Source organism: Phormidium sp. CCY1219 (assembly GCF_055795085.1).
This window is the reverse complement of sequence record NZ_JAYFEQ010000858.1, coordinates 27309-52336: the sequence shown is the minus strand read 5'-3', so window position 1 is coordinate 52336 and position 25028 is coordinate 27309. Positions and strand designations below refer to the sequence as shown.

Annotated in this window: 22 protein-coding genes; 12 read left to right on the top strand and 10 right to left on the bottom strand. The window is 49.6% G+C overall.

The window, feature by feature from the left end; translation table 11 throughout:
* Positions 1–269: 269 nt before the first annotated feature.
* Complete coding sequence (locus tag AC0QH1_RS27825; protein WP_324634693.1) at positions 270–1202, bottom strand: Hpt domain-containing protein; 933 nt, start codon at positions 1200–1202, stop codon at positions 270–272.
* 248 nt (positions 1203–1450) lie between these two features.
* Positions 1451–3226 carry a PAS domain-containing sensor histidine kinase gene (locus tag AC0QH1_RS27820; RefSeq protein WP_324634692.1) on the bottom strand — a complete coding sequence of 592 codons (1776 nt, stop codon included), beginning with the start codon at positions 3224–3226 and terminating at the stop codon, positions 1451–1453.
* Between the two features lie 409 nt (positions 3227–3635).
* Between AC0QH1_RS27820 and AC0QH1_RS27815 the strand changes: the two genes are divergently transcribed.
* Positions 3636–3791: a hypothetical protein gene (locus AC0QH1_RS27815; RefSeq protein ID WP_324634691.1), complete on the top strand. Its 156-nt coding sequence runs from the start codon at positions 3636–3638 to the stop codon at positions 3789–3791.
* A gap of 46 nt (positions 3792–3837) precedes the next feature.
* Here AC0QH1_RS27815 and AC0QH1_RS27810 read toward each other — a convergent pair whose 3' ends face one another.
* Entirely contained in the window at positions 3838–4113 is a 276-nt protein-coding gene (locus AC0QH1_RS27810) for a DUF1830 domain-containing protein (RefSeq protein WP_324634690.1), read from the bottom strand.
* A 562-nt stretch (positions 4114–4675) separates the two neighbouring features.
* Between AC0QH1_RS27810 and AC0QH1_RS27805 the strand changes: the two genes are divergently transcribed.
* Complete coding sequence (locus AC0QH1_RS27805) at positions 4676–5110, top strand: MgtC/SapB family protein (RefSeq protein ID WP_324634689.1); 435 nt, start codon at positions 4676–4678, stop codon at positions 5108–5110.
* Between the two features lie 28 nt (positions 5111–5138).
* On the opposite strand, the gene AC0QH1_RS27800 is transcribed toward AC0QH1_RS27805, so the two are convergent.
* On the bottom strand, positions 5139–7769 hold the full coding sequence (locus AC0QH1_RS27800) for a PAS domain-containing sensor histidine kinase (RefSeq protein WP_324634688.1): 2631 nt from the start codon (positions 7767–7769) through the stop codon (positions 5139–5141).
* Between the two features lie 542 nt (positions 7770–8311).
* Between AC0QH1_RS27800 and AC0QH1_RS27795 the strand changes: the two genes are divergently transcribed.
* The 4 genes from AC0QH1_RS27795 (at position 8312) to AC0QH1_RS27780 (ending at position 13149) form a co-directional block, all read left to right on the top strand.
* A complete protein-coding gene (locus tag AC0QH1_RS27795; protein ID WP_324634687.1) occupies positions 8312–10405 on the top strand; it encodes an FAD-dependent oxidoreductase in 2094 nt (697 codons plus the stop codon).
* Between the two features lie 371 nt (positions 10406–10776).
* Positions 10777–11238 carry a hypothetical protein gene (locus AC0QH1_RS27790; protein WP_324634686.1) on the top strand — a complete coding sequence of 154 codons (462 nt, stop codon included), beginning with the start codon at positions 10777–10779 and terminating at the stop codon, positions 11236–11238.
* A 679-nt stretch (positions 11239–11917) separates the two neighbouring features.
* The gene (locus tag AC0QH1_RS27785; RefSeq protein WP_324634685.1) at positions 11918–12055 is read left to right on the top strand and encodes a hypothetical protein; all 138 of its coding nucleotides are present in this window, start codon (positions 11918–11920) and stop codon (positions 12053–12055) included.
* A gap of 320 nt (positions 12056–12375) precedes the next feature.
* Positions 12376–13149, top strand: a complete 774-nt coding sequence (locus AC0QH1_RS27780; RefSeq protein WP_324634684.1) for a helix-turn-helix transcriptional regulator — start codon at positions 12376–12378, stop codon at positions 13147–13149.
* A 72-nt stretch (positions 13150–13221) separates the two neighbouring features.
* Here AC0QH1_RS27780 and sppA read toward each other — a convergent pair whose 3' ends face one another.
* The 3 genes from sppA to pyrR form a co-directional block, all read right to left on the bottom strand.
* A complete protein-coding gene (gene sppA / locus AC0QH1_RS27775) occupies positions 13222–15054 on the bottom strand; it encodes a signal peptide peptidase SppA (protein ID WP_324634683.1) in 1833 nt (610 codons plus the stop codon).
* Positions 15055–15154: 100 nt separating this feature from the next.
* Positions 15155–16228 carry a type 2 isopentenyl-diphosphate Delta-isomerase gene (gene fni / locus AC0QH1_RS27770; protein WP_324634697.1) on the bottom strand — a complete coding sequence of 358 codons (1074 nt, stop codon included), beginning with the start codon at positions 16226–16228 and terminating at the stop codon, positions 15155–15157.
* A 183-nt stretch (positions 16229–16411) separates the two neighbouring features.
* A complete protein-coding gene (pyrR, locus tag AC0QH1_RS27765) occupies positions 16412–16963 on the bottom strand; it encodes a bifunctional pyr operon transcriptional regulator/uracil phosphoribosyltransferase PyrR (protein ID WP_324634682.1) in 552 nt (183 codons plus the stop codon).
* A 40-nt stretch (positions 16964–17003) separates the two neighbouring features.
* Here pyrR and AC0QH1_RS27760 point away from each other — a divergent pair, with 40 nt between their 5' ends.
* Entirely contained in the window at positions 17004–17378 is a 375-nt protein-coding gene (locus AC0QH1_RS27760) for a hypothetical protein (RefSeq protein WP_324634681.1), read from the top strand.
* On the opposite strand, the gene cbiB is transcribed toward AC0QH1_RS27760, so the two are convergent.
* A complete protein-coding gene (gene cbiB / locus AC0QH1_RS27755) occupies positions 17365–18333 on the bottom strand; it encodes an adenosylcobinamide-phosphate synthase CbiB (RefSeq protein WP_324634680.1) in 969 nt (322 codons plus the stop codon). The two genes, AC0QH1_RS27760 and cbiB, sit on opposite strands and share 14 nt — an antisense overlap.
* A 1848-nt stretch (positions 18334–20181) precedes the next feature.
* Between cbiB and AC0QH1_RS27750 the strand changes: the two genes are divergently transcribed.
* A complete protein-coding gene (locus AC0QH1_RS27750; protein WP_324634679.1) occupies positions 20182–20571 on the top strand; it encodes an AbrB family transcriptional regulator in 390 nt (129 codons plus the stop codon).
* A gap of 99 nt (positions 20572–20670) precedes the next feature.
* A complete protein-coding gene (locus AC0QH1_RS27745) occupies positions 20671–20853 on the top strand; it encodes a hypothetical protein (protein WP_324634678.1) in 183 nt (60 codons plus the stop codon).
* 406 nt (positions 20854–21259) lie between these two features.
* On the opposite strand, the gene AC0QH1_RS27740 is transcribed toward AC0QH1_RS27745, so the two are convergent.
* Together AC0QH1_RS27740 and AC0QH1_RS27735 are read right to left on the bottom strand one after the other, a co-directional pair.
* The gene (locus AC0QH1_RS27740; protein ID WP_324634677.1) at positions 21260–21457 is read right to left on the bottom strand and encodes a hypothetical protein; all 198 of its coding nucleotides are present in this window, start codon (positions 21455–21457) and stop codon (positions 21260–21262) included.
* 617 nt (positions 21458–22074) lie between these two features.
* Positions 22075–22218: a hypothetical protein gene (locus AC0QH1_RS27735; protein WP_324634676.1), complete on the bottom strand. Its 144-nt coding sequence runs from the start codon at positions 22216–22218 to the stop codon at positions 22075–22077.
* A gap of 225 nt (positions 22219–22443) precedes the next feature.
* Between AC0QH1_RS27735 and AC0QH1_RS27730 the strand changes: the two genes are divergently transcribed.
* The 3 genes from AC0QH1_RS27730 to AC0QH1_RS27720 all read left to right on the top strand — a co-directional run bounded on the left by AC0QH1_RS27730 (position 22444) and on the right by AC0QH1_RS27720 (position 24990).
* Positions 22444–22770 (top strand): hypothetical protein, encoded by a 327-nt coding sequence (locus AC0QH1_RS27730; RefSeq protein ID WP_324634675.1) that lies wholly within the window; start codon positions 22444–22446, stop codon positions 22768–22770.
* A gap of 840 nt (positions 22771–23610) precedes the next feature.
* Entirely contained in the window at positions 23611–23889 is a 279-nt protein-coding gene (locus tag AC0QH1_RS27725; protein ID WP_324634674.1) for a hypothetical protein, read from the top strand.
* Positions 23890–24084: 195 nt separating this feature from the next.
* Positions 24085–24990 (top strand): MBL fold metallo-hydrolase, encoded by a 906-nt coding sequence (locus AC0QH1_RS27720; RefSeq protein ID WP_324634673.1) that lies wholly within the window; start codon positions 24085–24087, stop codon positions 24988–24990.
* Positions 24991–25028 lie beyond the last annotated feature (38 nt).

Genomic DNA, 25028 nt, shown 5'->3' with positions numbered 1-25028 from the left:
AACCCAGATCTCAAAGGTCTCGGCCCAGAAGCCCGCGCCGTACCGCCTAAGCGGTCGGCGTCGGGAGTACGTCACCTTGGTTCGTAGCACGTGCCTAATTCTTACGCTAATTCTTGCAGGTTTCTATTTAAACCCCTCAACTGCTGTGGCGCGATCGCCCCTCTCTAAAGCGCCAGAAGCGATCGCCTGCACCCCCGCGAGTTCAAAGGCGCAGGAGTGGCGCTCATCGCCCCTTTCCCGCGCTCTCGTCCTGCTTTCGTGGCGTTATCTTATTTGCCGGATTTTACCTCTTTGACTAATATTTTTGTCAGTTGGGTAAGCTGTTTTTTATCGAACATCTCGATCAGCTTTTTGGCCGCCGCTTTCGGGTCGGATTCTAGGATAAATTCATTGGCTCCTAAGTTCACCCCCGCTTCGGTGGCTGGCATTCCCGCCAATTCTAGCAATACCGGACTCGGCGGGGTCGTGTCGGGTTTGCCCACCGCTACGAAGTCACTGGCGTATTTCAGTTCTTTGATCACCACCGGCGCTAAGGTTTCATAGGAGTTCTTCGGATTGGCGATCGCTTTGGATGCGGTGTTGACCAGGTTTTGCCAATTCTCCATCTCTGACCCCATTTCCGCTAGATGGTTGCACAACACTCCCAGCCGTTTGCGGTTTTCTGCATCTGCTTGTTGTTTGAATAACTTTAACATTTGTTGGAGGGTGGCAATGGTTTCCCTAGGCAGATCTTTGCTCGGTTGCGCTTCCCCTTTCGCCCCGGTTTCTCCACCTCCTCCCCCTCCAGTTAGGCTGTCGAGATAGTCTTGCAATTCCTTAAATACTGGCTCGGACTCGGACACTAGGCGATCGGCGTCTTCATCTCTGATTCCATAAGGGCCTTGCAGCTTTTCCAGTAGGTCTTTTAAGGTATCGAACCCTTTGAGAAATAAAGTTTCTAATTTTTCGTCAACTGTAACCGGTTGCTCTTTGAGCACTTTAAATGAATCCTCTAAGCGGTGAGCCGTTTTTTGAATGCTCCCAAAACCTAACATCGCCGCACCCCCTTTCACCGAGTGCGCCGCACGAAAAAGCTCGTTGACTCGTTCTTGGTCGCTGACAATGGACTGTAAATCTAGCAGTCCGGTTTCTAGCGTATCGAGGTGTTCTTTCGCTTCCTCGATAAAATAGCCCATTATTTGTTGTTGTCTTTCCGGATCCACGGCTAGCTTCCTTTCCTTTAAACGCTCTTCTCTATCTCCATTTTATTCTAATCCCTCAACGGAACTGTTACACCAGCTTTCTCCTGTCATTGGTCATTGGCTATTGGTCATTGGTCATTGGTCATTGGTCATTGGTCATGTGGTAACAGGTTGTTGGTCATTGGTACTTCCACAAATACCAAAGAACAAACGCCAAAGAACAAAGGACAAATGACCAATGACTATCTTCCACAGTTGAACTGAGGTAATTAGTGAGTATTCTGGGTTAGGGGAATTTCGATAGTAAACGCGGCCCCTCGTCCGGGTTCGGAATCGCATTTGAGTCGTCCGCCATGTTTCTCTACTACGATTTGGTAGCTAATGGCTAATCCCAAACCTGTGCCTTTTCCCACGGGTTTTGTGGTAAAAAATGGATCGAACAAGCGTTGCAAATCTGCCGGAGAAATTCCCGGCCCGTTGTCTGCAATTTCAATCGCCACGAAAGGTTGTGAGTTTGTCCCTGCGGATGACGTGGGGGAGTTGGGTAATTCCAGATTTTGCGGGGGGTCGATCGCCACTTCAGTTTTAATTGATATCCGTCGCGGTTCCGGTTGGTTTTCCAAAGCATCGATCGCATTACTGAGCAGATTCATAAACACTTGATTGAGCTGCCCTGCATAACATTCTATTTCTGGTATATTTCCATAGTTTTTGATAATTTCAATTGGACGTCCGGGAATTGCTTTCAGGCGATTTTGCAAAACGAGTAGAGTGCTTTCTATCCCTTCGTGCAGATTGACCGACTTCATTTGTGCCTCATCGAGTCGCGAGAAGTTGCGAAGCGATCGCACGATGTTGCGAATTCTTTCTGCCCCAAGTTTCATCGAATCCAGCAGACTCGGTACATCTTGCATCAAAAACTCAATTTCGATTTCTTCCGCTGCTTCTTGAATCGCGGGAACGGGAGTGGGATAATGCTCTCGGTAAAGTTGCAGCAAATGCAGCAGTTCTTCCATGTACAACGTCGCGTGGGAAAGATTGCCATAGATGAAGCTGACGGGATTGTTAATTTCATGGGCAACCCCAGCCACCAATTGACCGAGACTGGACATTTTTTCGCTGTGAACCAGTTGCGCTTGGGTGCGTTTTAAGTCGCCTAATGTTTTTTTGAGTTGTTCGGTTTGCGCTTGTAATTGCTTCTGCGATCGCCGCAAGGCGGATTCGGTTTCTTTGCGCTGGGTAATATCAAACCGAATCGCCAAATATTGAAAGGGTTTCCCGTTTTCATCCAAAAACGGAACGATGGTGGTATCTACCCAATAATCACTACCATCTTTGGCTTTATTTTTGATTTCCCCTTTCCAGACTTTTCCCTGAGCAATGGTACCCCAGAGATTTTTGAAAAACTCTCGAGAGTGATAGCCGGAATTAATCACGCGATGGTCTTTGCCAATCAATTCTTCTCGCTCATATTGCGACAGTTCGCAAAACTTGTCGTTGATATAGGTAATAATCCCTCGGGCATCGGTAATAGCAACAATCGCCGAGCGATCTAAAGCACATTTAAAATCCGTGAGTTCTTTCAGGGAAGAGCAGAGTTGCTCTTCGGAGTGCTTGCGCTCGGTGATATCGCTAAAATTCCACACGCGACCCACAATTTCTTGCCCCACCTTTGAGGGGAGAGAATGATATTCAAAGACTCGACCATCGCGGAATTCTAACACCGTATGATAGTCGATATTAGTATTTTCAGATAAAGCTTTAATTTGCCGACAAAATTTTTCTGGATTCTGTAATTGTTCCAGAATAAATGCTAAAATAGGGGGAAAGTCGCGACTTTCCATTAATCCCTCCGGAATCTCCCACATTTCGACAAATTTTCGATTATAGTGGGTAATGCGACCCTCGCGATCGACCGCAACAATGCCATCCGCAGTGGATTCAAAAGTGGCTCGCAAAAGGGCGAGCGATCGTTGCAGTTCATCTGCGGTGGAAAGGGCAGAAGTGGCGATGGGATTGGCAGAGGTAAGGCTTTCTGATACCATTTTTATCGGCTAGACTAAATTCTTCGAGTCTGCTTAGACGGCGATCGCCCATTGGTGAGGGCACTGGATTCGTCAGCACGGACTCCAGGAGAGAATCTGGTTCCTTAGGGGTTTCGCAGTTGGGACGCGATCGCCCTTTTTGTACCGCCCAGTGCAGGGCACTCTGGCGTCACACTCAGTTGGGCGCATCTCCATCCCCAAAGAGATCCAGATATCCCTCTCGATGATATCTTAAAGGTTAAAAAAATATAAAGCTATCCGTAGATTTAGGGATTTATCCTGGAAATCCCAAGCCATCCCTTCAGGGGAAACAACAATGGGAACATTGCTTTTCCAGTTATCTCCTTCGCGATCGATAGTTTTTGCGTCGGAAATGGCTCTGTGCCCCGGAGAAATTCGATATTATTAATTGGTAATTTTTAATTCGGAGCGATCGCGCGATCGCGGTGCGGAAAACCCTCGCCTCTGTGTCGCTTGGTGGAGAGAATATGGCAGGAAAAAATGTAGCGATCGCTGCAGTTTACAGAAAAATTCTTTTCAGTTCTGGAACGGTGGCGATCGCTGAAATTTGCAGGGCAAATAGCTTCTAATCAGCCAAATTTCACCGCTTATTAAGCCGCAAGCTTTTGCGGTGAATGACGATCGGCATTCACTTGCAAGCGATCGCACCTCATGGTTTCCACCAAATCCAACCCGGAAGAGCCAGACTGATAGACCTCTAAACTATCCCGAGAACTTGCCTCAAAAAAAAGCCGTTCTCCAGGAAACACAATTCGCTCAAAATTTTGAGATTTTTGATGACCGCTTCTAAGAATTACAATATTACTCGTGGGGTTGGCAAAGTAGCACAGAACGCGCTTGCCAGTTTTAGATGCAACAGATTCCATATTTTTGCTTAGGCTCGAACTAATCATTAAAAGACTTTATATTATTGTTCCCCCACAGAGCCTTATCAAGCCTCTACCCAAAGGAATACTTAACTTTTTTATAAGTAAAACTGATGAGTTAGGCGAAATTTTTCCACAAAATCCTCCAATGGAACTTCACCCCTAGAACACTTCCAACAGAACCCTGTAAAGACCTTACAGTGTGAAACCTTCCTCTGTGGCAACAACTAGGAGAGAGAAGTTTTCTCCAGCTATGCACGAGTTTTGCAATGGTTTCACCCCCGAAAGGTAGAAATTCTAACATCATAAGAAAAATTTATAGAAAACGGGGCGATCGCCCGAGTCAGGGAAGACCCCGATCGCGGATCCAGCCGGAGACCATCCAGCATCGCGATCGCTCATACCCCAGCCAGTTGTCAAATGTCTGCATAAAAATTTAAGCTGGTCGAAATCGGCATAGCCTCGGGTCTCGCTCCCTGTGCCAGACGGATTCCGTATCAGAGACGACCCCAGCAGCGCCTGTACGCTAAAAAATTGCACCCTCCAGCCGAACCCAGAGAAATTGTCAACTCCGCCCTCCATTGCTCCCATTGATGCCCTCACCCTGCTGTTTCGCTTATCATTGTCCTTATTGGTCGGAGCCGCGATCGGCTTAGAACGGCAAAGTCAAAACAAACCTGCCGGCTTAAGAACCTATATGCTCGTCAGCTTTGGTGCGGCGCTATTTGCCATCCTGCCCATCCAGCTTGGTTTAGCCGTGCAAAGCGCCGATGCATTTACCCGAATTATCCAAGGAATCATCTCCGGAGTCAGTTTTATCGGTGCGGGAACCATTTTGCGCGACCAAACCATTCAAGGACTCACCACCGCTGCAGCCATTTGGGTCACCGCCGCCTTGGGAGTCATCATTAGCTGTGGATTCTGGGAACTCGGATTAATCAGTGCTTTAGTTTGTTGGTTTATCCTCAAAGTCCTGAAAAAAATAGAGCTGAAATAGCTCTATTTTTTACCCTTCCCTCGAAAGGTTAAGACTCAAACAACGCCGGTTCGCAATACTCCTGATGCCGGGGTAATTGAATGAGCAATTGCGTGTCTTGTCCCGGTTCGGAAAAGCATGTCAAACGACCTTTATGTTTTTCCACTACAATTTGATAGCTAATTGACAATCCCACCCCAGTTCCCGTTCCCACAGGTTTCGTGGTAAAGAAGGGGTCAAACATTTTTTGTCGAACTTCCTCCGGGATACCGGGGCCATTATCCACAATGCGAATTTCCACCCATTCTCTGTGGCGATCGCCAGTAGATTCCTCCTCGCCAGTCTGTTGGGAATCCGCCGGGAGTTTCACTTCCGAAGCCTCGATGACCCGGGTGTGAATCCGAATGATTCGCGGCGGATTTTTGCGTTGCAAAGCGTCGATCGCATTATTGATAATATTGAGAAACACTTGATTGAGCTGACCCGGATAACAATCCACTGGCGGCAAATCGCCATACTCCTTAATCACCTCAATGCTGGGAGTTTTACCACCATTGTCCCCCTCATTGCCCCGCAAGCGATTTTGCAAAATCAGCAGAGTGCTGTCAATGCCTTCGTGGATGTTCACCGGCTTAATTTCGGCTTCATCGAGACGGGAGAAATTCCGCAGCGATCGCACGATTTCCCGGATTCGTTCCGCCCCAGACTTCATCGATTTTAGCAGTTTGGGTAAATCTTCAAACAAAAATTCCAAATCAATCGCGTCAATTTCCTCAGCGATTTCCGGAACGGGTTGCGGGTAGTATTCTTGGTAGAGATTCACCAAATGAACCAAATCTTCGATATAAGAATTAGCATGAACGATATTGCCATAAATAAAGCTCACGGGATTATTGACTTCATGGGCAATTCCAGCCACCATTTGCCCCAATCCGGACATCCGTTCGGTTTGAATTAATTGAGACTGGGTGTGCTGAAGTTTGTGGACCATTGCTTCTAATTCTTTTGCCCGGAGTTCCAGTTGAGTTTCCGACTGACGCAATGCTTCCTGTGCCAAGTGGCGATCGGTGATATCCAACATACTGCCTAAAAGCTTAATCACCTGACCTTGTTCATTAAAAATCGGTTCTCCATTTGCCGATAAATAGCGAATTGACCCAGAAGGTTGTACGATTCTTTGCTCCAACTCATAAGGCTGTCCTTTGCGAAGCGATCGCGCGATCGCTTCTTCCGAAACCGCCCGGTCTTCCGGATGAATTCTGGCCAAATATTCACCATAACTTGGCGGTTCTTGCGTGGTATCCAAACCAAAAATCCGGAATACTTCATCAGACCAAGTAATCGCTTCCGTGGTGACATCAAATTCCCAGCATCCCACATGAGCGAGTTTTTGTGCTTCTGCCAACAGAGAAGCCATCGATCGCGTTTTTGCTTCGCTTTCTTGTAACGATGCAATTAAGCGGCGATTTTCCGCTTCCGCGATTTTGCACTCGGTGATATTTTGCGTCATCACCATTCCCGCAAACACCGCCCCCGTTTCGTTTTTCACCGGCAGAATATGCACTAAATAAATGCGATCGCCATAGGCAAGTTCAGTCACCTTCGCTTCTCCAACCAGTGCCCCGCGATAAAGTGGCTCTAAAATCTGACAATGCTCCTCAGAAAATACCTCCCAAAGCGTCTTGCCTTCGATCGCCGATTTGGAAAACCCTAACGTTTCTAATTCCTTTCCTGCTGCCACGGTATAGCGCAACGCTTTGTCAAATAACAAAACCGACCCGTTCGGATAATTTTTAATTAGCGTGCGGTATAATCCATCCCGATGACGGCGATTTGCCAATGCTTCTTTGCGTTCGGTAATATCGCGCAAAAACACCCAAATTCCCTCAGAATGAGGAAAACCGCGCACCTCCAACCACCTTTGCTCATAGGAGTAGCACGCTTCAAACGTAACGGGCTTTTGTCGAGTCAAAGCGCCCGCCAGTTCCCCGAAAAAATTCTCTACTGTCGGCGAATCCAACTCATGTATCAAATTTTTACCCAACAGCTCGTTGCGGCTTTGTCCGAGCAACTGTTCTCCCCGATGATTGAGATAAGTTAACTGGCAGTTTTTGTCTAAAGACAAAAAACCATCGGTGATATTTTCTAAGATATCTAACTGGATAGAAGCAGGTAGGGGAGAGAAAATCGATGAAGAATTGGTGGGGCGATCGGGAACCATATCCCCGAGGTCCAAGACGATTCCATCCAGGGAGGAAATATGCCCGAAAGAATCAAAAATGGCTTTTCCTTTTTCCCGCACCCAGGAAATCTGACCGTCAGCGCGGCGAATTCGGTAATCAATACAATAGGGAGTTTGTTGGGCAATTGCTTGTTGAACTGCCTGTTGTGTACTGGCGCGATCGTCGGGATGAACGAGAGTTTTAAAATGGCTCACCGGCGCATTGACAAACTCGGTGGCGGGATAGCCGGAAATGTCCTCAATGCCCTGGCTGATGTATTCAAGAAACCAGCTAGAATCGCAGCAGACACAGCGGTAAACCGCCCCCGGAATGTGACCGAGCAAACTGGCATAGAATTGGTCGCGATCGCCCTTTCCTTCAGCAGCGGAAAATCCCGGCGATCGGGCTTTTTTTGTAGAGGAATGTTGTAAAAAAGAGTGATTGGATGGCAAGTGCATTGTCTACTTTTCCAGAGTTAAGTGCAGTGTCGAACCTGTGGGCAAAGAAAATTTATGGCAGTATCGCGCAAGCAGTGGGGATAAAAATGACGGGAGGCAGATAATGAGAACAGATTTCGATAACCTCTGGGGGACAACAGAATCCCTCGGGAAAAGTAAGCGCTTCGGACGACATGAATACCTGCCGTTTCAGTTCTTGTTAAAGGAACTAAAATAAGCGGAGGGAGACTGTACTGACCCTGAGCAATCAAGGGAGACATTGCCCACTCTAGTTTAGTGTACGTCACTCCGTCTTGCTTCTAAAGTCATCCTAACTAAGCCACCCGGGCGCGATCGCCCCTTCAGAGCAGCCGCTTTTCTCCTCGCAACCCCTGCCTTTCCCCCTCAGTAGAGGCGCGAAGACCCAGCGGATTGACCTGAATATTTTACTCGACCCTCGTATAGTCAGTAATGAACAATTAGCCACCTGTAGCTTTTGATACAGCCAGCCAGGTTCGGTGGCATAATCCATACACCCAAAGCCAAAATATCCAACAACTCCTATGCAGCGTCAAGTGCAGCGATTCCTACAGCGCTCAGTTCAAGGTCTCTGTGGCGGCAAATCTGCCTTCAGCCTTTGCCTGAGCCTGATTTCCATTGGACTGGCAACCTCGATATCCGAAGCAACACCGCCGCGACCCCCAGAGAAAGAAGAATCCTGCGAAATTCTCGTTGTCGGCGGTGGACTCGCCGGGGCCGCCACCGCCTACGAAGCCTTGCTTGCCGGTCGCACAGTCTGCATGAGCGAAATTACCGATTGGGTGGGAGGTCAGATCTCCTCCCAAGGCACCTCCGCACTGGACGAACGACCTACCCAAAGACGCCTGCTATTTTACCCGCGCGGCTATTTGGAATTTCGATCGCTCATCAAAGAGGAATACAATCGCCTCAATCCCGGTCAATGTTGGGTCAGTGAATCGTGCTTTTTGCCCGAAGACGGTCACCAACTACTGTTCGAGGAACTGCAAAAAGCCGCCAAAAAAGGCAAAGGAACCTTGAAATGGTATCCCAACACCGTCATTAAGGAGTTGGAAATTGCTCGCGGTTCCAATGGCGGCGAGCAAATTCAAAGCGCGATCGCCATCCAACACCAACCCGCACCCGGAACGCCCCCCCTCAACACCGAACCTCTCTCCCAAACCATCGAAGACGCCTATCGTTACCAAGATTCCCCTCGGTTTGAGAAAACCATCATTCGCTTTGTCCCCCTGCGCCAACCCGAAGCTACAGACACTTCCTCACCGGGCGATCGCCCCGCCGATTGGTATGTGGTGGATGCCACGGAAACCGGGGAAATCATCGCCCTCGCCGACGTTCCCTATCGCCTCGGTATCGATCCGCGATCGCCATTCGAACCCTCCTCCTCCAGCACCACTAATGACCCTTACTGCACCCAAGGGTTTACCTACACCTTCGCTATGCAAGCCACGGAGGACCCCCAACCGCACGTCAAACCTCCCTTCTACGATCGCTACGCCCCCTACTACAGCTACGAACTCGAGCGCCTCGCTAACTTTACCTTGGTGTACACCTACCGTCGCATCTGGAGTGCTAAATACGAGAAAAATCTCCCCTCTAACCCCAGAGAGTATCCCATCCATCCCGGGGATATCTCCATGCAAAACTGGACTTGGGGCAACGACTATCGCCCCGGAAACCCGGAAGATAACTTGATTTATACCCGCCAGCAATTAATCGAAACCGGGCAGCTAGAACCCGGAGGCTGGATGGGAGGACTGCGAACCGCTACCCTGCAAGCCGGTGAAGAACATGCTAAAGGCTTTTTCTATTGGTTAGTTCGCGGAACCACCGATTCCCAATTGGGAGAAGGCGTCAAACAACCCCATCCCAATCATCGCTATCTCTCTGGTTTGGATTCCCCAATGGGAACCGCGCATGGCTTGTCCAAATATCCCTATATGCGCGAAGGACGCCGGATTATCGGGCGTCCCGGTTGGGGCCATCCCGATGGATTTACCGTATGGGAAATTGATATTTCTCGCGCTGACTACAGCGAAGACTTTTATCGCCTCAATTTACTCCCAGAAGAATATCGCCGCTTGTGGGAATCCTTGGGCGGTTTGGAAACCGTGGAGATTATTCGCGAAAAGCCGGATCTGGACAATATGCCTCGGCGATCGCGTTCCACAATTTACCCCGATTCTGTGGGAATTGCCCACTACGCCATTGATTTCCACCCCTGCATGACCCTCTCTCCCCCAGAAACCCCGGGCAATACCGAACGAGAAGGCGAACGACGCGGTGCCGGTACCGCCTATCCCTTCCAAATTCCCCTGCGCGCCCTGATTCCACAGCGCATTGATAATCTCTTAGTCGCCGGCAAAAGTATTGCCACCAGCCATATCGCCGCCGCTGCTTATCGGGTCCATTCTTTCGAATGGTCTGCCGGTGCTGCAGCCGGCACCACCGCCGCATTTGCCTTAGAAAAGGGCCTCCTTCCTTATCAGTTGGTAGACGACCTTCCCCAGCGCGAACCCGCGTTAGAATTGCTCCAAAAACGCCTGGTGCAAAATGGCAATCCCATTTCTTTCCCCAATACTTCCATTTTTAATAATTCTTGGGAAGATTGGAAATAAATCAACCTAACTTTCTGCATCAAAACCGGGTTGGTTCGCGCCAACCCGGTTTTTTCTCAGTCTTCTCCCGGTTTTTAACCCTAAAAATACCCCTCTAACCTCGGCACAAAGCATTCCCATCTGCTTACAGGCGGTGGTTCTCTCGGGAGATTTTAGAACCATCCCATTACCGTCCCCACTCGTTCCCAGCCTCGCGCCAGGGCGCTCAGCAGGCTCCACCTCCAGATTAACTCCCTGTTTTAATGACCAACAGCCTATTGACTCGTTGGTGATGCGTGAGTTATCTTGGGCAAATAGTTCTTTCATTCCTCACCACCCTCGAATCTATCCGACAACACGCTCAACATTTTTTTAGCTTGGAGTTACATTCGATGAAGTTTAGAATCATTGCCACGGCTGCGCTACTCACCGCCCTTAGCGTCTTGACCCCCAGTTTCGTTTCTTCTCAACCCAGTGAAGATGGCGGTTACCAACCCGGGTTCTGGCAACCGGCAGAGGATGTGAATGTTAATCGTCCCATCGATATTACCCTGCTTAATAATACGGGGATTCCTCTGGAATATGATACTGCCGAAGGTCCTATACGAGTCTTAGGTGTGGGAGAGCGCATTACTTTGGGTAGCTTTTTCATCGATCCAAATGCCGAAAACGATATATCTCGCACTCTTAATGTTTTGATTAATGCACCGGTGGAGTTGAGCGAGGTTGAGTTGCACTTCGAGATTGACTCTTTCCGTAATAATGTAACTGTTGCCATCCGTTCTGCACGAACCGGCGATCGCATCGATCGCGGGTTTTATTTGGATGAAAAAGGCCGAATTTACCTTTTTTAAGAGAACAAATTGAGCAATGCGATCGCTCGGTGGGAGAACAGGCAAAGTGGCTGACGAGGCGCAGATACCCTTATCCTAGCAACTCACCCCCCACCAGCGATCGCACGCTGCGGGATGCGGCAGTGCAGGGTTTGGCTCCAATAATTAATTGTCTGATTGTTTTTTGAAAAACTCAGAAAAATACTCGGTTTAAAAATCCAGGCTGTTTGAGGATAATACTATATTTACTTAAGTAAAAACGAGAGTTTTTTATATTAAAAAACAGGATAAAAAATGCAGGTATCACCAATAATAATTAAGCACTTATGCAAAATAATTTGCAGGTTTTAACTCGTTAACTGGTTGAACTCGTTGAAGTCGTTACCCCTGGGGGGAACGTTCCTCCAGAGCTACCGCCTCCCCCCCCCAATAAATGCGATTGCAAAGGTTTGCACCCTTGCTTAAAAACCCGGTATTTTATGACAGATTGGCTAAAGAAAAATTAAGCAGAAAAATAAATTTTTCACCATCCAGTGCTGATTTCGAGGAGAAATCCAGTGGATGTTGCCATGAGGGGGAAGCCTCTGGGGACTCAAAAAGTTAATTTTGTAACCAATTGAGGGCATTCTGAGTAGAGCGCGAAGGAGTCGGGGGTGAGCTTGACGAATAAAGCGCTGTTGAGAGGAGTGACGATCGCCAAATGCGCCCACACTTCAATCAATTCGGTTTAAAATATGAAGTCACGATCGCGCCCTCGGAGTGGGTTAAGTGGATCCGCAATCAAGCTGAGGGTGCAGATATTTTACCGACTCGCCAATCGAATGAGTTTACCGCCTGAGCGATCGCCAAGGTCAACCCCCCAATTTCGGGAGAGACTGTTGACGGGACAAAGGAGGAGTTTTCCGGTAAATGTTAGGGTGTTCCCCCGAGGCGATCGCCTCGATCGGAAAGCGGGCTTACCTTTTTCATCATTTTCAACAGCACCGTTCAGCCGACTCCACGCCAGTGCAATTAAACCGGGGCATTAAAAAATTTATCTTTGCCTACAATAGACACGAGAGACTTTGCGAGGCGCTCCCAATACCCTCGCGGGAAAAATCCCCTAGCGAGCGGGGCATGGGAGCCAATACTGTTATTTTTACTCAAACCCGAACAAAGATGCAGCCCACTGAAGCAAAAGCCAGCAACATAAAAAAACCCGTAAATAAATCCCGATCCATTCCCCTGTGTCGTCGAGAACCCTATTTTTCTGAAGAAATGGAGGAAAAACAAAAAGCGAAAGATCGCATCCTATACCTGTTAAAAATGCAAGGAGGGCAGAGTGCCACCGAGCTAGCAGAGCAGCTACAGGTTTCCCCAATGGCGGTGCGTCAGCATTTACAAGCACTACTCGCAGATGGCTTAGTCAGCTATCAAGAACAAAGACGTCCCATTGGGCGACCGGTGAAACTATGGCAGTTAACGCCAGCATCGACGCCCTTATTTCCCGACACGCATCAGGACTTGATGGTAGACTTCCTGAAAAACTTCGAGACGCTGTTTGGAAAAGACGCACTGGAACGAGTTTTAGCAGAGCGCACTCACCACCAGATCCAAAGCTACCAACAGCAAGTCAGCGCCGCACCGGGAGAGGAGGAGAGCGAAGTATCCCAAGAAACTCGCCTGGGGCAAATCGTGACCAAACTGGCTCAGATCCGAAGTGAAGAAGGGTATATGGCAGAGGCGATCTTCCAGAGCGATGGGAGTTGGCTACTGGTAGAAAACCACTGCCCGATTCGGGGGGCGGCGATCGCCTGCGGGCAATTTTGTCGCTCGGAACTCGAGGTGTTTAAAACCCTGTTCGGACCACAGGTTTATGTGGAACGAAGCGAGCATATTATTCAAGGCGATCGCCGTTGTGCCTACAAAATTAGCTTGAACTCTCAAGGGTGAAAAATCGAGTCTTGGTATGCAAATACGATGCAATCCTCCCTTTTTCACCCGAGAGCGATCGCGCGAGCAACCTTACCGAATGCGGAATGTAAACGGAATGCGAGCATAGGCTCCAACCGGGTCATTTAAGTTTCGCAAAATGGCCAAGTCTTGATAAAGGTTTTGCAATTGTGCCGTCAGCGGATCGAGGCGGGTGGTGGGAGTCGCTTCCCCCACGAAGCGAGAGCCGCTCAATTTTTCGAGCAGCAGTTGCTCGAAGCTGCGCCGTTCGGTATAATCTTTCACCTTCCAGTTGTCGCCGAGTTCTGCCAGTTCTGCGGCGGTATTCAGGGCATCTTCGAGACCGCCAAGCTCATCGACTAAGGCGATGCGTTTGGCTTCTTCACCGGACCAGACTCGTCCTTGGGCAATTTGGTTTACCCGTTCTCTGGAGAGATTGCGAGACTCGGAGACAATGGTTAAGAAGCGCTGGTAAATGCGATCGACAACTTGCTGGGCGATCGCCAGTTCTTCCGGGGTTTTCGGGCGAGTAATCGTACCCAAATCCGCATAGCGACCGGTTTTCACCACATCCCAGGTAATGCCATTATTATTGCCCAGTTCTTGCACGTTCAGCAGCAAGCCAAACACGCCAATCGAGCCAGTAATGGTATTCGGTTGGGCAAAAATCTTAGACGCCGAGGTAGAAATCCAATACCCCCCAGAAGCGGCAATATTTCCCATCGAAACCACGATCGGTTTGACCTCGCGCATCAGGCGTACCTCGCGCTGAATCACCTCCGAGGCGGTAGCAGACCCTCCCGGACTATTCACGCGCAGGACCACCGCTTTTACATCCTCATCTTGGCGCAACTGACGCAGTTGTTTGGCGAGGCGATCGCCCCCCACCTGAGTCACGCTTCCCGGCCCATCGACAATTTCACCTTCCGCGTAGACAATGGCAACTTGGTTGTTTGCGGCATTGTTCGTCTCCCTGTCTGTCTGAGCCACTGCAGCGTAGCGTTGCAGACTAATTTGCCGAAATGTGCGGTCATCTTCCTCGCTGTCGGTCAACTCTTTCAGATGCGCCACCACTTCATCAAAATAAGCGAGGCGATCGACCAATTCCTTGTCTCGAGCCTCAGCCGCAATCAAAATTCCTTCCGTGTCTACCACTTGTTGCAACTGCTGGGGATTCAAAGACCCCGCCTCACTCACCGTGGTGAGAAAATCCCCCCAAATATCGCCCAAGAGTTTTGCGGTTTGTTCGCGACTTTCGGGAGAACTTTCGGTCAGCAAGAATGGCTCGACGGCGGATTTATACTTGCCCGCCCGCGTCACCTGAACGCCAATGCCGTATTTTTCCAATCCACCGGCCAAAAAGGTGGTTTCCGAACTCAAACCATTAAGTTCCATCACCCCCAACGGATTGAGAAACAGGGTTTCGGCAACTGAGCCGAGGTAATATTCGCGCTCGGACCAATCTTGGTCATAGGCGACAATCGTTTTGCCCGATTCGCGGAAGCTTTCCATCGCTTTGCGAACTTCTTTGAGGGTAGCAAAGCCGTTACTGGTGCCCCTAGAGCTGCCATGCAGGTAGATGCCCACAATCCGCTCGTCCTTCCTCGCCGCCTCGATACTTTCTAGGACGCTTCGCAGATCGATGCTATCGGGGCGATCGCGATCCGAGAGGGCGTCGGATAAGGCTTGTGCAGTAGTCGAAGTGGGTTTGGCATCGGTAATGTTCAGGGACATATCCAGCACCAGCATGGATTGGTCTTCCACCTTCGGATCCGCATCTCGGGCGGAAGATGCTGCCATGCCAATTAACATCAGCAAGCCGCCGATTCCCATCCCGGCGAGAACGCCCAACCCCACCACTGTACCTACCACGCTGGCAAAAGTGTATTTGAAAAAATCACGCATGTTTCAATCACGTAAAGCTATCTGTGCCTAGACCGAAAGCGTTGATTCGTTTAACGTTGTTTTGTCTTGACGGATCTACCGTCGCGATCGGGTCTATCTACTATGGTAATGGTTTTGCCGCTTGGAGGGGGACTAAAGCATCCGAGGCTTTCAGATCTGCCAGGGTGGCTTGTCCGGTGCAAAATAAGACGGTGGCGATTTCGGCGATTAATGCTTCTGCTAAAGCATGCAGGGCTTCGAGGGATTCCGATGCGGCTTGGAGGAAAGGCCAAGCTAAGCCGGCGATATCGGCGCCGAGGGCGATCGCTTTGGCCACATCCAGCCCGTTTCGCAATCCCCCCGAGGCAATTAAGGGAATCTCCGGTGCCACGGCGCGCACTGAGGTGATGCACTCGGCGGTGGGCAAACCCCAATCGGCAAAGGTCGCCCCTAAGCGGCGCTGTCGCGGGTCTTTACCGCGTTGTCCCTCGACTTTTGCCCAAGAGGTGCCCCCCGCCCCCGCCACGTCGATCGCGCTGACACCTGCATCGATGAGTTTTTGCGCCATTTTCCCGGAGATGCCGTTGCCGACTTCTTTGGCAATCACCGGCACGGGCAATGCATAGCACAGTTTGCTGATTTTGTCAAGCAATCCTTTGAAATTGGTATCGCCGCCGGTTTGCACGGACTCTTGCAGGGGGTTGAGATGCAAAATCAGGGCGTTGGCTTCCAGGATGTCGATGATTCGCTGACATTCCTCGACTCCGTAGCTGTAGTTAAGCTGTACGGCCCCTAAGTTGGCAAATAAGGGGATATCGGGAGCGAGCGATCGCACCGCAAAGGTATTCGCCACTTCCGGTTTTTCCACCGCTACCCGTTGGGACCCTACCCCCATTGCAATTTTGTAATGCCCCGCAACTTCAGCCAATCGACGATTGATAGTCCAGGCGCGATCGGTTCCCCCCGTCATGGAAGAAATCAGCAGGGGTGCGCCGAGGGTTTTGCCCAAAAATGTTGCGCTTACGTCAATGTCGCGGCGATCGAGTTCGGGTAAACAACAATGCTCGAACCGATAGCGTTCCAACCCGGTGGTTTGGGCGCGAAATTGCACGTCTTCTTCCAGACAAACCCGAATGTGATCCGCTTTGCGAGACTGGGTTTGGGCAGCATCAGTAGAGGAGTTCTCGATTGGCATTTGAGACACAAGCTAAGTTACACAATTTTTCGAATAGGGATACTGTCCCACGATCGCAGTACAATTGGCTAGGGCATCAGTTCAGTGGCGGGTAGAAACCTTCCTCGCAAATTATTGACTCATTCGCAACCCATTCGCGTCAGAAGGTCTCCCGTCCGCTTTCTTCCACCCCACACCCACCCCCTAGGGGGTCTCTTCTAACACTTTAATCAATTCCACCGCATCCCGGTTGTCCACATCTTGCAGGTAAACTTTCACTTGTTCCTCGCTCGAGGTGGGCAGGGTTTTGCCGGTAAAATCCGGATGGATCGGCACGTCTCGGTGCCCGCGATCCACCAAAACCGCTAATCGGATGGCGGCGGGTCTTCCATAATCGTTAATCGCATTGAGCGCGGCACGGATAGTTCGCCCTTTGAAGATTACATCGTCCACCAAGACGACGATTTTGCCGGTGAAATCAAAGGGGATTTCGGTTTTCGCGGGGGTCCGCATGCCTATTTTATCTAGGTCATCTCGATAAAAGGTAATGTCTAAGGCACCCACGGGGACTCGAACTTGTTCGAGCATTTCAATCTGCGCCGCCAGTAGGTGGGCGAGGGGGACGCCGCGAGTATAAATTCCGATTAGCACCAGTTGTGACAAATCGCCAGAGCGTTCGACAATTTGCGAGGCTAATCGGGTTAAGGTGCGACGGAACTCTTCGGCACAGAGAATTTCGACTACTTTGGAAGTCATAAGCGCATCGGCATGGGTAAGGTGTCAGATGGGATAGGTTTTGTCCCGATTGGGAGAATTTATCGGCGATCGCCCCGTTGGGATTGCCTGTTGGTGGGTAGGGGCAGTGCTTTCCTGGGGGTGCCCGAGCATTGTGCGTGCCCTAGGCGCGTCGGTGGGTCTCCATTTCCGATTGCACGGTTGGATGCCCTTTTCTCGCTTCCCCATGCCTCACGCCACACTATACTACCGCTTGTGCAATCTCTGGATTGTCTGGGGTATCCAATCCCCAGGATCGCGATCGCAGGCCAACTCTGACTCGCCGGATTCTCCGATGGCCATGCCCCCGGATTCACCGGGCGGGAATATCTGGAGAGGGGCGGGAGATGGATTGGTTCGCGATCGCAGCAGTTTCTCAGGGGTTAACCTCCTATGAGGAGATCGCCGATTAAACCACATGTTAGAGCAATCCCCAACCAGATGAGAAAACAAGTCCGCGTGAGTTGAGTGGCGCGATGGATGCTCTCTGGCGCGATCGGATTATCGGGAGTATTTAACAGGGGTTTGGGTTTGGGCACGCCGCGATAATAGTTGGTGCCGCCGAGTTGGACGCCGAGAATCACTGCATACGCGCACTCGCTCCAACCCGCATTCGGACTGGGATCGCGGGTGGCATCTCGTTGACAAATTGTCCACACTTGTGGTAAACATCCGCCGATTAGTCCTAATGTAATGACGGTGAGTCGGCATGGGAACCAAGTTAACCGGTCTTCAACTTTGGCGCTAAACCATCCTAAATCTGCATAGGGTTCTTCGCGATAACCTACCATTGAGTCTAATGTACTGGCAGCTTTGTAGGCTAGTGCGAATGGAACCGGCCCGACATGGGGCAATGCCGCACCGGCGATCGCATAAAATAGCGGGCCGGTAACGCCATCTACCGCATTTTCGGTCACGGTTTCTAGTACGGCGCGCAGGATTTCTGCTTTGGATAAATTTTCTGTATCTCTGCCTACATAAAGACTTAATTTTTCTCGAGCGGTTTTTAAATCGCCTTCATTGAGGGGGGCTAATACTTCTGACGCCGCTGTTTTTAAACTTCGACCGGCAAAACAACTGGCAAGCAGAACGCTTTCCACTACTATGCCGATTCCCCAATGAAATTGGTAGGCTCCCGCGATGATTAAACTGCTGACTAACCCGGTGCCGGCGATCGTTCCGATGCCGAGTATGATGCCAGCAATTCGACGCGGTAGGGGGGTTTTACACCACTTTAAGACCCATTGCGTGTAGCTAGAAATTGCCCACCCGATCCACTGCACCGGATGGGGCCAATTCCACGGGTCTCCAATCAGATAATCAATCGTCGCGGCGATCGCTAAAATAACCACAGGTCGATTCCAGTTGAAATTTCAGTGTTGATTCGGTTAAATTGACGGCAAGCCAAGCTGGATTTCCACCAGTCATCTCTCCCCCAATTTTCTGCCACACCCAGCGGATCGCAACCGAAATTATCCCGATCGCCTCTCCTTCCCGGGCTGCCTTTGACTTGATGCGATCTCCCCCCTGGGAAATAACAATGCCTCGAAACTGTGCGCCATCAACTGGGGGCCGTTCTATATTATTAGCGCTGATTCGTTGGTTGGCTTTATTTTAAATTGTTCGGTTCTGCCGTGGGAACCTAGGAGAGGTTTACTATACCACAAAATAAGTAAGTTTTCTCTGGAGTGGCTTGACACGGATCGACATCTAATGTAATGCACTCGCGAGTAAAATACTGTGACGGGATTGTTTGCGCTTGTCCGGCAATCGATTCTATAGATTCTATCGGCTAAACTTTACCCACCCGGAAGCGGGCGATCGTTGTCCCCTCCATCTCTATCTTGTGCTGCAATCGGCAAGATCGCTGCTTCTAAAATCGACTCGCAAGAGTTTTGAGGTGTCTGGCAACTGGATAATCCTGTGCCGTACCACTCCCGGATTTAACTCCATCGATGCGGCATATCTAGAGGAGTAACTGTTCTGTCAAGGGTTACGAATATCTCTACCCAAGCGGCAATCTCCCTCCACCAAAAGTGGCGGGAAACCTTATGGGTCAACCCCCGCCCCACTAGCGCTTTGCGCCCATACTGCGATCGGGGAGTTCCCTTTATCTATGGGGGGAATCTTTCCCGCCCTCTGGCATTTTTTCTCTCGGTTTTTTTTCGACTCGAATAGAAAGCCTGTCCGAACCGATGATATCATCTATTTACCGCTGTGTGTTACCCATGCCCGGTGTGGGGAGACTAGGGGTTCTATTTTAATCCCCCCTCCCGGGGAGAATAATCTCTATTTAAACGAAGGCATCCTTTCCCCTCTACGGGAAATCTCTCTAAAAATGCACTCGCATTGCCCCGGAGGTACGCTTTCTTTACCTCGATAAGCAGCCCTGTGGCTTATGTGGCTATTTGACCCACTAGATGGGTGAGGGTTGCTATTTTCACTGTGCCTACACCAAAAGGCAGTGTTATCGAGAAAGACCCGATCGATGCAGCGCTTCCGATCGCCGTGTTGCATGTGGTTACAGATAAATAGAAGAACACTCAGCAATGCTACAGTACCAATGGAAACTAATGGGGCTGGCTGACTCAGACGTGGCCAATCTGGCAGGATTATTAAGGACTCGGTCTGAATGAAAAGCAGTGGCTTAACTGTGCATAAGCTTTCTGGCTCAAGTGATTCCACAAGGCAGAAGCGATCGCCAACATCTGCCTACTGGCAATTCCCGTTGCCCGTCACTTCCTGCGCGCAGAAGTTCGCTTACCCCCCTCGATTAACTCACCCCCCACTCGCATCCACCACCATCTTCGAGCACTAACTCTTGCTGTTAAGTCAGCAGGGGTCAAAATTTTTTCTCCGCATCGCCTTCCTCCTCGCCGGATGCGATCGGGCAATCCTCATCTTTCTGTCAAGATTCACCCTTCACCCATGCCTATCCCCATAGAGGTTTAAGTCAGTTCCACCCCTCAGTGCAGTGTCTGAAATCCCTGCAACCCTTGAATGCCTTGCCATTCACCATTTTGGCTCGATTGTCAAGCTAACAATTCCAACAAGTTTTGCTAAAAATCTGTGGTCGTTTCACTCGATTCGTGTAATATAGTTTAATAAGGTGACTGCCAGCAAAACGTTCTTATTTCTAGCAAAAGTCCGCTAAAATAGAACCTGATAGACCTACTGTTCGTGGCAGATGTTGTAAGTCGATGAGTAAAAAGAAAAAGATGGAACCCTTAGTTGGTGAAGACCTCCTCAAAAAAGTCAAAGAGCTAGAACACCTTAGCAAAGAAGAAAAAGCCAGAGAGTGCGGCTACTACACCGTTACCAAAAATGGTGTAGAGCGCGTCAATATGATGAAATTCCTCAACGCCCTGATTGATGCCGAGGGTATCGAACTCGACGGCAAGCAAAATGGCCAAGGGCGCGGGGGACGCAGCGCTAGCTATCGGATCAGCGTTCAGTCCAATGGGAACTTGCTGATTGGCGCGGCTTATACCAAGCAGATGGATCTCGAACCGGGAGATGAATTTGAAATTTCCCTGGGTCGCAAACACATTCATCTGCGACAAGTCGATAAAGAATCAGAAGTTTCTTAAATTTCCACGGCTTATCCCTTGACGGCTACCATAGGCGTCACTCAGCCTAATTTCAGCTAGCGCCAGAAAGGATATGAATTCGGTAGATGATGGCAATGATTGAGATTCAATCATTGCCAAATCTCCTCAGCCTTCATTCGCGATCGCGGATGCAACGGTACCGAAATCTTTCTCCTGGGCGGCGGTTTAATTAAAGTGGAGTCCACTCAATCGGTCCTGGCGTTAAATCTTCAGGACACAACCCGCCTTTACTGGGTAAAGCACCGCACTCGGGCGGCTTAAAAGACCTCTATTCTCTGATATGTAGCCGCTGTCAAATCAGCCAAATCCGACAAAGCACCTCCAGGTGGTTTGTCATTACTTGTGCCTGGGGCTGACAGCCAATGCATCTGATGATAAATCTTGCTGTCAGTTCTCCTCGATCGCCTCGGTTTGTTGTCCGTAGCGTTTCACTGCTGCGGTAAAAACCACCGTTTTCATGCGCCTCTGGCATCCATAAAAGCACGAGTTAACTCAATGCAATCTACATGAGCCACCCTAGCTCGATCGGTGGGAAAGTTTTCCCCGAATCAGAGAAGTTCCTCGGCGATCGATAGGTAAATGACCCTCCGTTCAGCGCTGTGAGGATTGCAGGTTGCTTCCATAACCGCCTTCCTTATCCAGATAGAATTAAATAAGGCGTTTCGCATCAATGATTCGCTAGATGCGATCGCCTTGTTTCCGGCTTTTCCCCTTCCCCCCTGCTTGCCAAGGCGTAAAATATTATGTAGTTAATAATTTTTCTCTCGAACAACAAGGCAATGTCTAAATCTCGCTGAAGGCTTCTGTTGTCGATCGCTCGGTCAAAACCGCCACGGGAGTGCGATCGCCATTTCAACTTCGGCATAGATTACCCATAACATTTATCCGGGTTTTGGCAAAAGCTTCAGAACATCGATGGCCACAATCGCGCGATCGCTAGGGAATATTGTTAGCGCTCCATCGATCGCAAATATCGCGCCTCCCGATTCTCGCGATCGGGGGCTATTTTCATGCCTTTTAGCTTTTGTATGTCACCAAAACTTAATCTTGCGTGCCTCGCCCTCCAATTCCCCTTCCATCCCTCGAAGGATCCTCACCAGCGGATTTTTCTGTCTCAACTTTAGAATCTCAAATTTCAAATCAGTATAACCTCCACTCGCCCCCCTGTGAGAACACCACCCCTCGCACTCGCAAAAATTGGAGCGAAAATCCTGGCGTCTGTTCCCATCCACCCCTATGCCCTCAACCCCCGATCGCCTACCATTTTTGGCCGATTACTCAACCCTCGCAACCCGTGGGATGCATCCATGTTCCATTCTCCAGGGTCGCCGATTCTTGCCGGATCCATCTCTCTCTTGTCTCTCCACAGGTTTCTCGCAGTCCCAAAACGAATCCCTGAGTCGCGGCGATCGCCCACCTCGCACAAGCTTACCCTCGGGCATCTGTGCCCCCAGGCACGCCTCTGTGTCAAGCATTGATTTGTCAAGAATTGATGACCATTGGCGATCGCTGGGACAATTGTTTCCCTTTGATGATGACTCCTTCCATTTCCCCTTCCGCCTCATGCTGCTCCTTCGGGATCCGGCTTTCCCCCAGATCCGATTCTCCAATGCTTGCCGAATTCAATTAATCTTGCTATCGTTAAAAGATTAAAGATGCATCTGCCAGCAGCAAATTCGCTCGCCAGATCCACTCGTTTGATTGAGCTTCAAGGGCTGAATGAGCAAATCGCAACCCCGCCCTAGGGACTCACTGGCATCTCAATTGCACTGATTGGGCAATTCCTCCACTCCGGGCAGAGCAAGTCGCAAGACTATCGCAAAAGTCCCTTTAACACCCACCATCATCCATGTGGTGGTTTCCAGGGCGCAAACCGCGATCGCTCTAGAACATGCCTCGAACCGCGAATGGCTCTCCTCTAACCTTTCCCAAGGGATGAAATGGTTAAGCTTCCCCTTACCCCACCCATCCCTACCTGAATCTGGCGGCTGTCCGAAAAACTTTCTTGACATTTCAGCAAATTATTCCGGAATCCCCCGATGCAAGGACACCGCCCTCTCGATTCAGATTGTTTTTGGCAAGGATTCTGTTTCGGTGATTTCTCAACCCGATGGCGCGATCGCATCCTCCAACCCATCGAATACTCCACTTTCCCAACCCTCAGCCTTTTTACCCTGACATCAACACCCTACCGGCGACTCAATTCACCCTGGTCAATGAAAAATTTGCGAAAATTTAATAAAAGTTATTAACCCGAGAAGTACAATTAAGCTATACTAAAAAATACTCGCCCAAATGTCAATAAAATTGCAAGGCAAACCTAAAAAATATTGGCCTTAAATTGGCTAAAAAATTACTCGCCCGTGAACGAATATTTAAACGAAATAATTCTGTCCATTCATTAGAGCAGCAACCCGCTGGAAATTATATCGATGATTAGACCAGATGGAGGTGGCGATAACTTAAGCATTAGTTAAGCTTGAATTGACGCTATTTTAGGAAATTTTAACCCTCCCAGCTAAACAGGATTCTGCAATACAAAACAAACCCAAAATCTCCCAAAGCAGTACAAATACCAGATAAAATAGATGTAAAACTAAATGATTGAGGCAATTTTAAAGGAGTAGCTAAACAAAAAAAGATGGCAAAAATGTTAATTTTTTATTTGGAGTTATTTTTTGTTTTTACAAAATATAAATAGTTCAAACGCATTCTAAAAATTCAAGGAATAGAGAACGAGGAATAAAGGAAATGAGATAGGATAAAGTGCGGATGATTTAAAGAGAAAATTAGCCAAAAAAACGAAATAGATATGAGAGAATAGCTAACCGAGGAATAGACGTCGAATCACTAGAAAATCTCGGATATCCGAATGAAGCTAAAGCTCAGAAGTGGAATCCAATATGAAACTGCGCCCAAACTTGGCTGCACAGGGTGGAGAAATTTTTGAGTAAGATTTAGAGTCACGGCGGGAAAAACCCTTGGCGCATGAAGATTGTTAGAGTATAAAGAGGATAGATGAACCGAAGCCCACCCATCACAGAGCAGCGATCGCGCGTGTACGCCACCCGGTCGGGATCCAATGACAATATTGGCCAGTACGGACGGGGGATGGTGCCTACTCAGCAACCCGAGTTGCTTCACAGCGCATCCATGATACACGAGGGATCGGTGGCTGAATCGGGAGTTAAGTCAGGGGCGCAGGAAGTGTCTCCCTCTAGGGGCAAACTGCCCGCATCCGGCGATCGCTGTAGATGCCGCAGAAACAGAGTCACTCCGATGGCCAACCCCAACTAGGGTGGGAAGCGGCAAGAACAGAGTTTTTGGGGGCAACAATCGATTATTTCCCATCGGTTCCCCACAGACTCGCCACCAGGGCAAACTCGATCGCATAGGAAGAATAGAATTGCCTATATTTTAGGAAATTACAGACTTCACAGAAGCGTAAAACCTAACTGAGAGACCCCATTCAAGCGAAAGCGAAACACACCCATGCAAGATATGCAAAACCAATTCACAGTTCATTTTTGGGGCGTGCGAGGGAGCATAGCATGTCCCGGTTCGGAAACCGTCCGCTACGGTGGTAACACGCCCTGCATTGAGATGAGAGTGGGTGGGAAGCGCCTAATTTTTGATGGTGGGACGGGCTTGAGAGTGTTGGGACAGTCCCTCCTGTCTCAAATGCCAGTAGAAGCCTATATGTTTTTTACCCACTCCCACTGGGATCACATCCAGGGGTTTCCGTTTTTTGTGCCGGCGTTTATTAAAGGCAATCAGTTCCACATTCATGGCGCGATCGCTCCCAATGGCTCCACCATCGAACAGCGGCTCAACGACCAAATGCTCCACCCTAATTTTCCGGTGCCTTTACAGATTATGGGTGCCCAACTCGAATTTAACGATATCGAAATTGGGGAGCCAGTAGAAATCGACGACATTAAAGTGGAAAACGCGCTTCTGAATCATCCAGGCGAAGCGGTAGGCTACCGGGTGAACTGGAGAGGTTACGCCGCCGCTTACATCACGGATACCGAACATTTCCCCGAAAGACTCGATGAAAACGTCTTGTGGCTGGCGCGCAACGCAGATCTAATGATCTACGATGCCACCTACACCGACGAAGAGTACAACTCCAAAACCTCCAGCAAAGTGGGATGGGGACATTCCACCTGGCAAGAAGCCGTCAAGGTTGCCAAAGCCGCAAACGTGAAAAAACTGGTCATTTTCCATCACGATCCGTTACATAACGACAATTTCTTGGATCGCATCGGAGAGCAAGCCGCTCAACAGTTTCCGAATTCTTTGATGGCGCGAGAAGGGCTGTCCATTCAGCTCGTGGCTCCTTCAGAAGATGCGAAAGCACCGGACAAAGAGCAGCAGGCCAAAGCGTCAGTTTAGCACGAATCCCTCAGCGGTGCTGGATTCTCCGGCGACAA